Below are 14,165 nucleotides of genomic sequence, written 5' to 3'. Positions count from 1 at the left end.
TTAATTTCTTCAACTAAACGAATATAATGCTTTCGGTACAATAATGAACGCGAAGATATGAAGTAAAAAAATGAACGAATGTTGTTTTTAAGACTTAACTATCTGTATTGTAGTCTGTTGACTGTGGTTTATGAATGTTATTTGAGATAGATGTAATCAAAAATGAACAAAATGAATGAATCGGTCATTTTTCGGATCGCGAATGAACAATTCGAACATGCATTGCGAAGTATTCTATGATTAAAATTGCACCAAAGTAAAATTTTGACATCTCAATTCCGTTCATATGAAATGCACATCTACCCTGCCAGGAAAACTTAAAAAACCTATCCTTATTTTTTTAAGTATTATAGCTATAACGCTTTTTAATCTGAAATCGTATGCACAATCTCAACAACGTGTATACGCAACAACAGCAGATGACGGAACTTTCGGTGTTTGCTTACTTTGTGGCGTATCCGCACCGGGTCAGGCTGTAGATAACAATGTAAATACTGCATCTACCGTTACTGCGGGGGTCAGTTTGTTAGGAGGTGGAATATATCAGAACCTGATATTTCCTGCAGGTAACTTACCTGGAAACAATACCGGAGCGGTAGTGAAAGTCTCTACCGGCACAACTTTATCATTAAGTGTGCTCGGGGCCATCAAAGTTCAGGCCTATTTTAACAATACCCCGGTAGGTGTTGTCCGTGATGGCGGTACAGCTTTACTAAACCTGCTGGCAAATGGAAATCAGGCCGAGATTTTTGTACCTGGTCCCGGTGTACCTTATAACCGGCTGAGGGTTACAGTGGATGGAGGGGCCCTCGCTGCATTAACTTCTATCAATGTTTATCATGCTTATTTTCTACAAAATACTACAAACATAAACTGTGATGCGCCAATCGATGAATTGCATGGGATCTCCGGAACTGTTGGTGCACTTGGCGGCGTAAACAATCCTGCAAATGCAATAGATGGTGTGGAGAGTACGTATTCAACTTTAGGCTCCGCAGTTGGTCTGGCGGGCTTTGCGCAGCAAACGATTGTCTTTCCCGGACTATCTGCAGCAACCGACTCGGTAAGATTAATGGTTTCGACCGGACCATCCCTGCTTTCCCTTGAATTGCTGAACTCAGTGAGTATTGAAACTTTTAATGGGGGAGTGAGTAATGGTCTTGTTCCCGGTACAGGAGGTCTGCTCAATCTTAAACTCCTGAGTCCTGGCAGCACTGTTGGGGTCTTAACTTTCGCACCTGGTGTTCCTTTTGACCGGGTTCAACTGAGAATAGGCGGAACGGCCAGCGTTTTAAATTCCATCAATCTTCATGAGGTGTCCCGTACGATGGCTTTGCCAACAACTATAAATATAAACAGTAATGCTTCAGTCAGCGGTATCGCATGTGCAGGTGACGGCGTAACTTTAAATATCAATACACCGGAAGCAGGTGCAACCTATACCTGGTATACCCAGGCTACCGGAGGTACGGGAACTACCGGTATAAGTTTTACGCCAACAGGTTTAGTGACTGGTGTCAATAAGTTTTATGTATCTGGAAAAAGAGCGGGATGTACCAATGAATCTCCGCGCAAGCTGGTGAGTATCACCGTAAATAATCCAACCTTACCTGTTGTGTCTACGGTTCTTCCAATCTGTAGCGGATTTCAGGCAACTTTACAAATTGGCGCTCCCGTAGCAGGAGAGACTTACCGCTGGTATGATGCTTCGACTGGCGGAACTTTGGTCTTTACCGGAGAAACCTTTTTAACTCCTGTATTGACTGCGAATACAACTTATTATGTTGAGTCTGTGATCGGCGCTTGTTCCAGTGCACGTAAACAGGTAGACGTAACTGTCAATGCACTTCCGGCAGATGCTCAGGTATCTTCAACGAATGTAAACATCTCTACCGGACAGACTGCTACACTTTCTGCAACTGCTCCAACGGCTGGCAGCATCATCAACTGGTATACCACTTCAACAGGTGGAAGTCCGGTTGCAACCGGAACGAGTTTTACCACTCCGGCATTAAATGCAAATACCACCTATTATGTGGGAACACAGAGTGCAGGCGGTTGCGCAAGCGTAAACAGAATTGCAGTTAACATTACGGTAACGAATGTTACACCAGGTGTAACTTGTAAATCTGCTAATTCCCAAACCAATGCCATCCAGGGAATCTGTATCGGTTGCGAAGTCTCAAATCCTGGATTTTCCGTAGATGCAGATCCGCTTAACTTTAGCAGCATCCGCCTTGCGGTAGGTGTCCTTGGCGTCGGGTATCAACGATTGGGCTTCCCTACTGCAGGTGTGGCTACAGACAGTATCCGTCTGGACTTGAGATTGCCTGGAAATGTAGTTGACCTTTCTCTTCTGGGTGGTGTAAGCGTGAACGTCATGAATGGCAACTCCATTGTGGCCTCTTACGACCTGAACTCGGCATTGATCCATCTTAGCCTTTTAGGTGGTGACCGCTTTAAAGTAACTGTTCCTGCCGGCTCGGTTTATAATGCAGTAGAAGTACGCTTCGGTGCGGTACTTTCGGCGGTGACTGCTCTTGATATCTTCGGTGCAGAAGTGATCTATCCAAAACCAACTGTTGCCAATACAGGTTTAAGCATCTGCTCCGGAGCATCGACTACCCTGACAGCAACACCAAATGGTGGCACAGATTTGAAATGGTATGCAGATGCAACAGGCGGCACCGCACTGGCTACAGGAAATACCTATTCTCCTGCAGGACTTACCGCAACAACCACTTATTATATAGAAGTAGGTAAAGGTACCTGCGTAAATGCAGAACGTGTACCGGTTACGGTAAATGTAAATCCGGCTATTGTTTTTGCAACAGCTGCTTTAACGAATGCCACGATCGCTTCCAGTTATTCAAAACAAATTCCTGTTGCTACCGGAGGAACACCGGCATTTAATTATACACTGGCTCCGGGCAGCACATTGCCGGCAGGATTAACACTATCGGCAACCGGATTGATTTCCGGAACTCCGACAGCAACTGAAGGACCTTATTCTTTCTATGTTCTGGCTACAGACAGTAGAGGATGTACTGCAATCACTCCTTTTAACCTAACCGTAACTGCTGCTTTGTCACTTCCGGCAGCAACACTTCCTAACGGAACGGTAAACACCTTATATCCAACACAAACACTTCCCGCTGCAATTGGCGGAACAGGACCTTATACTTACATGGCTACTCCGGGAAGTCTTCCTCCGGGATTGGCATTCAACCCTGCTACCCGCGAAATCACAGGTACACCAACTCAGGCCGGAACTTATCCGGTTCATGTAACGGTAACTGACGCAAATGGAAATACCAAAACGGCAGACTATACTATTATAGTAAGAGATCCTCTTGTTTTGCCTGCGGCGACACTTGCCAATGGTACAGTAGGAATTCTTTATCCTGCTCAGGCGATCCCTACCGCAACCGGTGGAGTGGGACCTTATACTTATAGCGCTCCGGCGGCAAGCCTTCCTCCGGGACTGACCTTTAATCCAACTACCCGTGAGATCACAGGCACGCCGACGCTGGCAGGAACCTATAGCATTCCTGTAACGGTAACCGATGGCGATGGAAAATCCACCACAGCCAATTATACCATTGTAGTCGGAAATCCCCTGGTTCTTCCTTCGGCAACACTTGCTGATGGTAATGTCAATGTAGGCTATACTTCACAACCAATTCCTTCGGCAACAGGTGGAACAACACCTTATACATATGTCGCAACTAACCTTCCTCCGGGATTGAGTTTTAATGCCGGCACCCGTGTCATTTTTGGTACGCCAACACAATCAGGCTTATATACGGTTACAGTAACTGTAACTGACAATATCGGTACTACTGCAGCCAATACTTATTCCCTAAGGGTTATCGGTGCCTTATCACTGCCAACAATGGCACTGGCCGATGGAACTGTAGGAACCGTTTACACAGAGCAAACCTTGCCTGAAGTAACCGGCGGAACGGGACCTTATACTTATACTTCAGCAAACCTTCCCCCTGGATTGAACTTCGACCCGGTCAGCCGTAAAGTATCCGGCACTCCAACACAAGGTGGAACATTTACTTTCTCTGTAACGGCGAAAGATGCTGCCAATAATACAACTACCACCAACTTTACGGTGAAGGTAAAAGTTGATCCGCCGGTGGTTGCCTCAACCAGTATCTGTTCGGGAAGCACGGCTACACTTAGTGTAAGCAATACCTTACCGGGAGTAACTTATAACTGGTATGCAGCAACAGGAAGTACACCTATCTTCACAGGGGCAACCTATACTACCGCTGCATTAACAGCCAATACAACTTATTATGTGGAGGCAGTATCCGGAACAGCAACAAGCAGCCGTACTGCGGTTACGGTGACAGCACGTCCGACTCCTGCCCTGGCTATAGTTTCTGCCGGGCAATCAATCAGTGCCGGACAAACTGCTACCCTTCAGGCTTCTGCTGAAGCAGGAAATACCATCAACTGGTTTACTACCCCAACGGGTGGTACTGCAGTAGGTACAGGAACGAGCTTTACCACTCCGGTCTTAAATACCACCACCACTTATTATGCAGAAACAGTAAATGGTACAGGTTGCGTTAGTGCCAGCCGGGCTGCAGTAACGGTAACGGTCACAACTGGTCCGGTTAACCCTAACTGTAATGCGGCAACTGCTCAGGAAACAAAAATTGAATCGCTGCTCTGCCTGCTTTGCGGAATCACTGACCCATCTGGCTCAACAGATGCAGACCCTGCTACATTTACGACCATTAATCTTGGAGTTAACGTAGCCGGAGTAGGTTATCAAAAACTGATTTTTCCAAATTCCGGAGCAGCTACCGACAGCATCCGTTTAGATCTGGAAACTCCGGTTGGCCTTGCCGATATCGGATTGATTAACGGTGGAACCATTACCGTTTACAATGGAACAACCGTAGTAAAGGTTTATCCATTGAATTCTAATTTATTAAATCTTCAGCTTTTAAATGGCAACAGGTTCCAGGTTACCCTTCCTGCAACCGGTGTTTATAATGCCGTGGAAATCCGTTTTGGAGCAGTGGCAAATTTATTAAGCCGCTATAACATTTACGGTGCTTCTATCATCTATCCTAACCCAACTGTTGCGGCAGCAGGTCAGACGATCTGCGCTGGAAATACCACAACTTTAACAGCCACCGCAAATGGAGGTACTACTTTAAAATGGTACGCTACTGCGGCAAGTGGAACAGCATTGGCTACAGGAGAGAGCTTCACTACACCTGCACTTACAGCAACAACAACTTATTATATTGAAGTGAGCAAAGCGGGGTGTGCAAATGCCTTACGCATTCCGGTTACCGTAACCGTTACACCTGCACCAGTGGCACCGGTATTGGCAACGGTTTTACCGGTGTGTTATGGTTCTACAGCCAGCCTGGCTGTCAATGCTCCGGTAACAGGAGTAAACTATAACTGGTACACAGTGCCTGCCGGAGGTACTTCGGTATTTACCGGAACTACTTTCGTTACCCCTGCATTAACTGCAAGTACCATTTATTATGTAGAAGCAGCGAATCCCGGATGTGGCGTTTCTACAAGGACTGCTGTTCCTGTAACGGTAAATCCGATCGTAACATTACCACAGATTCAGGCCTCAGCAACTACGGTTGCTTCGGGTCAGACGGTGATCCTGACGGCTACTTCGCCAGATGCAAATGTCACCTTTAACTGGTTTGATTCTGCAACGGCAACAACGCCAAAATTCAGTGGTGCAACTTATGTTACCGAACCACTTACGGCAACGACCACTTATTATTTAGAAGCAAAATCGAATGCAACGGGTTGTCTTTCACTGAGCCGCGTACAGGTAACCATTACCGTAGATAACAGCTTGCCAAGCCCGGTTCCTTGTGAGGCTGCAATTACAGAAACACATGGCGTAACAGGAGTAGCTTTGCTTTCTGCGATATTTAATCCACAGCTGGCCATTGATAACGACACGAGAACAGGTTCTTCGTTGGTGATGCCGGTTGGACTTCTGGGTGCCTCGGTTTACCAACGCCTCGGATTCGGTTCTGTTTCCAGTCCGGGAGATACCGTTAAAGTGCTGTTAAATGCACCAGGTAAATTGCTGACACTGGGTTTGTTGTCCAGTATTCAGGTTGGAACATACAATGGTGCCACAAATAACAATGATGCCGTTTCCATAAACAATACTTTAATCAACCTGGAGCTGTTGAGCAACAACAGTCAGGCCTTGATTAGCTTTGTACCAACAGCTGCCTTTGATCAGGTAGAAGTTCGCTTAAATGCAGGTCTTGCAGGTGTGCTTTCAACAGTCGATGTGAACTATGCGAGACGTATTTTAGTGGCACCTACACTGGTAGTCGCTAATCCGTCAATCTGTTCGGGACAAACTGCCACGCTGACTGTTAACAATCCAAATGCGGCACTGACTTATAAATGGTATACAGTTGCCACCGGAGGTACTCCGGTATTTACCGGAGTCACTTTCAGCACTCCGGCATTAACAGCCAATACAACTTATTATGTAGAAGGTAGCAATGCTTCAGGTTGTGCGAGCTCCAGAACAAAAGTCATCGTAACCGTGGCTCCTGTGCCATTGGTACCTGAACTGGTTTCAGCTACGATAAATACTTGTCCTGGAACAGATGTTACCCTGGAGGTGAAAAATCCTTTAACCGGATTTGTTTACAGATGGTATGACAATGCCGGGGTTTATCAGGCAAATAAAGATGGGGTGACCTTCACTATTACCAATGTGACAGTGGCCACAAGTTATTCAGTTGAAGCCGTATCTGTCGCTTGTAACGTTCCTTCAGCAACAAGGGCTACGGCACAAATTAATGTAACTGGTCTGGACATCCCGGTAATTACTCCGGAGTCTATTACCGTTAAATCAGGATCAATAGCGGTGTTAACAGCAACTTCGAGTACAGCTGGAGTGACCTTTAAATGGTATGATGCCCCTGTAAACGGAAACTTGCTTTCAAGTGATGCCCGTTATGAATTTACGCCTGCTGTAAACAATGGTCCAAACCCAAGAATAGATACTTACTATGTAAGCGCGGAGATCCCTGGCGGATGTGCTGCCTTAACCAGAGCTTCTGCACAAGTGACCGTATTGCCTGCCACTAACCCAACTGATGTTCCTTGTGAGGCGGCAACAGTTCAGGTGAGGGCTGGAGCAGATGGCGTTGCAGTACTGACCGCAGTATATAATCCGGAGAGGGCTGTGGATAACGACACAGAATCGGCCTCTTCGCTGGTGATGCCGGTTGGTGCTTTAGGTGCTTCGGTTTATCAACATGTAGGCTTTACCGGCCTGTCTAATGTTGGCGATAGCATCCGCATCCGCATCAGTACCCCTGGTAAACTGATTTCACTGGCTGTTTTACCTTCTATTGAAGTCACCACCTTCCAGGGCTTGGTGAGCAATAACGATATGTTGGTTACAGATAACCCATTGGTTCACCTGAAAGTTTTGAGTGCCAATGAAGGTGCCATCCTGACTTTCCTTCCAGCAAAACCGTTTGATGGTGTAGAGCTGAGGTTAAGGTCAGGCCTTGCCGCAGTGTTAACTACACTTGACTTTAACTATGCGCAGCGCGTGGTTGCTGCACCAAAAGTGTCCAGTGCAAATGCATCGGCCTGTGTGGGTACTGCTGCAACTTTAAGTGTTCAGAATCCGGTTGCAGGTCTTATCTATACCTGGTACAAAGGAGCTTCGCAGGTAGGAACCGGGACCAGCATCACCACAGAAACAACACTGGCTGTAGGAACTTATGATTACTTTGTAACTGCAAGCCGCAACAATTGTGCAAGCGCACAAACCAAAGTTACCGTAACGATACTGGCTGCACCAGATGCACCGGTAGAAGTAGCAGGTAACCCGAAAACAACTTGCCCGAATGTAGCAGTCACACTTGCTGTGAATCCTGTAGCAGGGGTAAGCTTCAACTGGTTTGATGCAGCAACAGGAGGAAATAACCTGGCAACAAATACCAATAGCTATACTACGGCGTCGAACCTGACTCCGGGAGTGTACAACTTCTATGTAGAAGCTGCAAATGCAAATGCATGCATCAGCACCACCGGACGTACAAAAATTACCGTTACTGTTAATCCGTCTGCAACTCCTGCTGACATTACGATAACAGGAGCAGATGCACCGTTCTGTAAAGACACCAAAGCGACGTTAACTGCAAGTTCAACTACAGTAACCAATCCTAAATTCACATGGTATAGCGATGCGGCATTGACCATTCCGCTATCTGCTAATGCAGTTTACGAGCCTGTAATTACCGCCAGCACGACCTTTTATGTGAGTGTAAATGGTGATAATGTTTGTCAGAGTACACCTGCAAATGCAAAAGTGGTTACGATTACCGTGAATCCACCGGCACTGGCTACTGATATCACCGTAACCGGCGCAGATGCTGCGTTCTGTAAAGGAACAAAAGCAAGTCTGACTGCAAGTTCAACCACAGTAACCAATCCTAAATTCACCTGGTATAGCGATGCAGCATTAACCATTCCGGTATCAGGCAATGCACTTTTTGAGCCGGTGCTTACCGCAACGACGACCTACTATGTAACCGTTAGCGGCGATAATAAATGCCCGAATTTACCTGGGGATGCGAAAGTGGTAACAGTTACCGTAAATACGCCGGCGACTTCGGCAGATCTTACCATTGCAGGTAACGATGCTCCATTCTGTCAGGGAACAAAAGCAAGCTTTAAAGCGAGTTCAACAACAGTAACCAATCCTAAATTTATATGGTATAGTGATGCATCCTTAACCACTGAAGTGTTTAGAGGTGCAACCTATGAGCCGGTAGTCACTGCGAGCATTACTTATTATGTAACGGTGAGCGGAGATAATAAATGTCCGAATGATCCTGCAGATGCGAAAGTAGTTGCGGTTACCGTCAACAATCCTGCAACACCAGGAGACATCGACATTGCCGGAAATGATGCACCTTTCTGTAAAGGAACACAAGCTAAATTTACTGCCGGCAGTACAACGGTAACGAGTCCGGTATTTACCTGGTATAGGGATGCAGATCTGACAGATGTCGCCTTTACAGGGCCGGTATTTGAACCAATTTTGACTACTTCTACCACTTATTATGTGACCGTTCGCGGAGCAAACAGATGTGAAAGCCTTAAAGCAGGTGCAAAAGTAGTAACGGTTGTGATCAATCCACCTGCAGTATCTGCAGACATCAATGTTGCCGGAAACAATGCACCGTTCTGTAATGGTGCAAAAGCGCTGCTTACTGCAAGCAGTACAACGGTAACAGCTCCGGTGTTTACCTGGTACAAAGATGCAGCCTTAACGGATGTCGCTTTTACAGGTCCGGTGTTTGAACCTGTATTGACCTCAACAATTACTTATTATCTAACCGTTCGCGGATCGAATAAATGTGAAAATGCCGCTGGGGATGCAAAAATTGTAACCCTGATCGTGAACACTCCGGCAGATGCCTCAGATGTCATTGTATCAGGAGCAGACGTACCGGTTTGTGCAGGTACAACGGTTAAATTAACGGCCAGCAGTACAACAGTAACAGATCCGGTATTTACCTGGTATACGGATGCAGCACTCACTAATCCTGTCTTTACCGGAGCAATCCTGGAAAAAGTACAAACAGCAACGATTACCTATTATGTGACGGTAAAAGGAGCCAATAAGTGTGAAAACCTTCCGGGAACAGGTAAGGCAGTCACCGTAACTGTAAATGCTTTACCGGATGTCCCTGTGGTCACAAATGGCAACGGATTGGCGGTATGTTCAGGAGATGGAATAACTCTTGAAATCCAGAACCCACAAGCCGGAGTTACTTTCGAATGGTATGATGCTGCGGTAGGTGGTACCTTATTGGGTACAGGTCCAAGCTTGCCTACAGGCGCATTAAGTACGACTACCGATTTCTATGTACTTGCAAAAAGTGCTTCAGGTTGTGGTAGTGCAACAGGCAGGGTTAAAGTAACGGTTACGGTGAACGCTAAACCAGGTGTTCCAACGGTAGCCAATGCTACAGTCAACGCATGTCCGGGAAGTACCACAGTTTTGGGTGTTTCCAATCCGGTAGCAGGGGTTACTTATAGCTGGTACGCAGATCCAACAGGTGGAACCGCATTAGGTACAGGAACCAATTTTACTACGCCTGTGATCACAGCAAACAGAACATTCTATGTCGGGGCTTCTACTGCTACATGTAGCAGCACAAGCAGGACCGCGGTTGCGGTAAGTGTGCAAATCGCACCTGATGCGCCAACAACTGTGAATGGGGCAGCAAGTCCATTGTGTGCCGGTAATACAGTCGTACTGTCGGTTAACAATCCGGATGCAGCACTTACCTATCGCTGGTTTAGTTCTGCTACAGGAGGTGCTTCACTGTCTGAAGGAAGCAGCTTTACTACTCCATCTTTGGCAGCAACGACTACCTATTATGTAGAAAGTGTCAATAAGACTACCGGATGTACAAGTGCTGCACGTACCGCGGTGGTGGTGACCATTCTGCCTAAGCTTACTGCGCCTGTCGTTTCCGTGCAGTCTGCAACGGCAACGAGTGTAACCTTTGCATGGGCTGCAGTAGCGGGTGCTACAGGTTACGAAGTCTCTGTTGACGGAGGGATAACCTGGATTGCACCAAGCTCGGGAGCTGCGGGATTAACGCATCTGATCAGTGGTTTGAAACCAGATCAGCCGGTGACGATCAGGGTAAGGGCATTCGGACAACTGCCTTGTCAGCTGAGCGATGCTTCAAGCCTGAACTCTAAAGCGGAAAACCCATTGGGCAACCAAATCTTTGTACCGAATACATTCACGCCAAATAACGATGGTAAGAATGATGTCTTCTATGTATATGGAAATACGATTGCCAAAATGAAGCTCCGCGTCTACAACCAGTGGGGACAATTCATCTACGAATCTCTGAATGTTCAGAACGGATGGGATGGAACCTACAAAGGAGAAATACAGCCGAACGGTGTGTATGTATACCTGGTGGATGTCGAGTTCAATGACGGAACAAAAACAACGAAAAAAGGAACAATAACCCTATTGAGATAATAAACACATTTGTTATGAAGAACCTAGTAAAAATTATAATAGCAGGAGCGTTTTTGAGTTTAGGAACGCAAAGGGTTATCGCACAGATTGATCCTCACTTTTCACAATATTACGCCCATCCACTGTGGTTAAACCCGGCATTAACGGGAGTTACTGATGGTGATTACCGGGTGTCCATAAATGCTAAACAGCAATGGGGTGGTGTCTCTAATTCGTTTTTAACCGGGGGTGCGTCATTTGATATGGCCCCCGTTAAAAATCTCGCTTTTGGCGCGATGGTGTTGAACCAGAATGCCGGAGACATCAGTTATAACCATTTGAGTGTCCTGGCCTCTGCGGCTTACCGGATCCACTTTGGCGAGACGGGGCAAAATATGATCAACTTTGGTCTCCAGGCGGGAATCCTGAACAAAAGTTTTGATGCCTCCAAGATTACCCTGGGGAACCAGTTTAACCCGGTAACGGGTTACGATCCTAATTTTGGAATCAGCGAATCTTTTGCTTCTTCCAATACCCTTGTTCCGGATGTCAATGTCGGGGTAATGTATTTTGATGGAAACCCGGACCAGCGTGTGAATGTCTTCGCAGGAGCAATGGCTGCCCACCTGACCAGGCCTATTGATAAATTTCTGGGTACCGATGTACGGATGCCTATCCGCTATGCAGGACATGGCGGAGCCAGGATTAAAATAACCGATATGCTGGACATTACACCAAATGTATTGTACATGAGGCAGGGGAATGCAAAAGAAACCTCTGTTGGTGCCTACGCGAAAGTGATGCTGAACCCTGAAGCAGACCTGATGTTTGGTACAAACTACCGGGTAGATGATGCGGCAATTGCCTTCTTTGGTTTAAACATTAAGAACATGGTATTCGGTGTGAGTTACGACTTTAATACCTCGAGCTTTAACCGAATGTCCCGGAGTCAGGGTGGATTGGAACTCTCCGTATCATTTACGAGAAGAAAAGGTATTGTTGGTCCGAATTTCTTTTGTCCAAGATTATAATATAACGCGATATGAAACTTAAAATATTACTCGCCCTCTGCCTGCTTAGCAGTGTTGTCAGTGCTCAGTTTGTCACCAATAGTAAAAGAGTTGCTGATGTTTATTACCTGAATAAGGAGTATTATGCTGCTGCTGAATATTATAAGAAAGCTTTACAGATCTCTCCGGATAGCTCTGGTTTTGTGGTGCCTTACGGCTTTGAGTCTAAGGTGAAACAAGAAAGTCCAAAGAAGGAAGACTATGAATACAGCGTCTTCCAGCTGGCAGAGTCGCTCAGACAGTATAAGAACTTTACTGACGCGGAGAAATGGTATGCCATTGCTAAAGATTTCAATAACCCGAAATATATCCTGAGTACTTTTTGGTATGGGGTGACTTTAAGGGCAAACCAAAATTACACGGAAGCAATCAATGCTTTTGAGACTTTCCAGAAGAAATACACGGGCAACGATGAGTATGTTGCCAGAACCAAAACTGAGATCGCTTCCTGTCAGTTTGCCTTATATGAGGTGAGCCACCCGCGTTTATTTAAGCTGGGAAGACTGAAAAATGACATCAACCAGGCGGGCTCTAATTATACCCCATTGTTAAGAGGGAATAATTTTTATTTTACCTCTTCCAGACCGGTGAACAGCGCAGGTAAGAATGTCGTATTGTCGGATGGGAAAAGTGCTTCAAAAGTAACGAGAAAGCAAACGCCCTATGTAAATGCAATTTATGAAACTTCAGGAAATCCCTTAACAGAAAGCATTTCTATCAAGAAGATTCCAACAAGCAACAAAGATAAAGAGCTGGCTACCCCTGCTTTCCTTCCCAATGGGAAAGTGATGTTCATTACCGGATGGAGTGCTAAAGAAACCAGAAAGATATACCAGCTGACTTCAGCTTCTGTAACTGGAAAAGATTGGTCTGACCCTGTAGAGCTTGGAGGCAATATCAATGTGAAAGGTTTTAATGCCATGCAACCTTCTGTGAGTAAAAACGGCAAATACCTGATCTTTTCTTCAGACCGTCCAGGCGGACATGGAAAGTATGATTTATGGTATTGTGCCATTCGTCCGGATGGATCACTGGGACAGGCCGTAAATATGGGAAATACAATCAATACTTCAGGGGATGAAGAAGCGCCCTATTACAATGTGAAGACTAAAAAATTATTGTATTCCAGCAATGGAAAAGTAGGCCTGGGAGGCTTTGATTTCTATGAAAGTGATGGTGATTTTGACAGCTGGTCTGAACCCCGGAACTTAGGGTATCCATTCAATTCTTCTAAGGACGACCTCTATTTTACGCCTTTGGATGATGCTGATGTGGAAGGCTATATCAGTTCCGACCGGGAGTCTTTATGCTGCCTGGAGATCTTTCATCTTAAACGTGAATACCTGAACATCAGAGGAAGGATCCTGGATTGCAATAATGGAAAACCACTGGAGAATGCAGTGGTCACACTCGCGGATTCCCTGCAGCAGTTTAAATTTACAACAGGTGCAGACGGGCAGTATAACTTTAAGGTCAACTCTAACCGCCAGCTAAAGATTACCGCAGAAAAGGCACAGTATTTTACCAAGAATTTAAGTTATTCTTATGATCAGCTGGCCCAGAAAGATACTTTATTTAGTGAAGAAATCTGCCTGATTCCTTATAAAAAGGATGAAGCAATCGTGCTGAAGGATGTATTGTATGAGTTTGATAAAGCCGAGCTGACCTCGGATTCAAAAGTGAAAATGGACTACCTGTACAACATTCTGGTTGACAATCCGAAAATCGAAATAGAGTTGAGTTCCCATACCGATAGTAAAGGAACGCCTGCTTATAACCTGGACCTTTCCGACAGAAGGGCGAAATCCTGTGTGGATTACCTCCTCGCAAAAGGAATTCCGGAAAGCAGAATGAAAAGCAAAGGCTATGGTATGACTAAGCCGGTTGCACCAAATAAACTTCCAAACGGAAAAGATAACCCGGCAGGAAGAGCACTAAACAGACGTACTGAATTCAAGGTTACCAAAGATTAATACAAATTCTCTCTCAAAAGCCCTGGTTTGAATATTCAAGATTAATGCTGAATATTCGGACCGGGGCTTTTACCT

3 protein-coding genes are annotated in these 14,165 nt (G+C 45.8%); all 3 read left to right on the top strand.

Translation table 11 applies throughout. The annotated features are described in order from the left end of the window. Window positions 1-286 precede the first annotated feature (286 nt). Genes DBR43_RS23105 through DBR43_RS23095 form a run of 3 tightly spaced genes read left to right on the top strand, consistent with a single transcriptional unit; the run spans window position 287 to window position 14,090 of the window. A complete protein-coding gene (locus tag DBR43_RS23105) occupies window positions 287-11,068 on the top strand; it encodes a putative Ig domain-containing protein (RefSeq protein ID WP_124585295.1) in 10,782 nt (3,593 codons plus the stop codon). Window positions 11,069-11,082: 14 nt separating this feature from the next. Beyond that, the gene (locus DBR43_RS23100) at window positions 11,083-12,078 is read left to right on the top strand and encodes a PorP/SprF family type IX secretion system membrane protein (protein WP_124585292.1); all 996 of its coding nucleotides are present in this window, start codon (window positions 11,083-11,085) and stop codon (window positions 12,076-12,078) included. Window positions 12,079-12,089: 11 nt separating this feature from the next. Then, window positions 12,090-14,090 (top strand): OmpA family protein, encoded by a 2,001-nt coding sequence (locus DBR43_RS23095; RefSeq protein WP_124585290.1) that lies wholly within the window; start codon window positions 12,090-12,092, stop codon window positions 14,088-14,090. Window positions 14,091-14,165: the final 75 nt, after the last annotated feature.

The organism is Pedobacter sp. KBW06 (assembly GCF_003852525.1).
Taxonomy (GTDB): domain Bacteria; phylum Bacteroidota; class Bacteroidia; order Sphingobacteriales; family Sphingobacteriaceae; genus Pedobacter.
Note: the sequence above shows the minus strand (reverse complement) of the source record. Positions and strands in the feature narration are given on the sequence as shown.

What these genes read in the sequence shown, in the direction of transcription:
- DBR43_RS23105 (WP_124585295.1), top strand. Translation starts at nt 287, where the DNA reads ATGAAATGCACATCTACCCTGCCAGGAAAACTTAAAAAACCTATCCTT.
- DBR43_RS23100 (WP_124585292.1), top strand. Translation starts at nt 11,083, where the DNA reads ATGAAGAACCTAGTAAAAATTATAATAGCAGGAGCGTTTTTGAGTTTA.
- DBR43_RS23095 (WP_124585290.1), top strand. Translation starts at nt 12,090, where the DNA reads ATGAAACTTAAAATATTACTCGCCCTCTGCCTGCTTAGCAGTGTTGTC.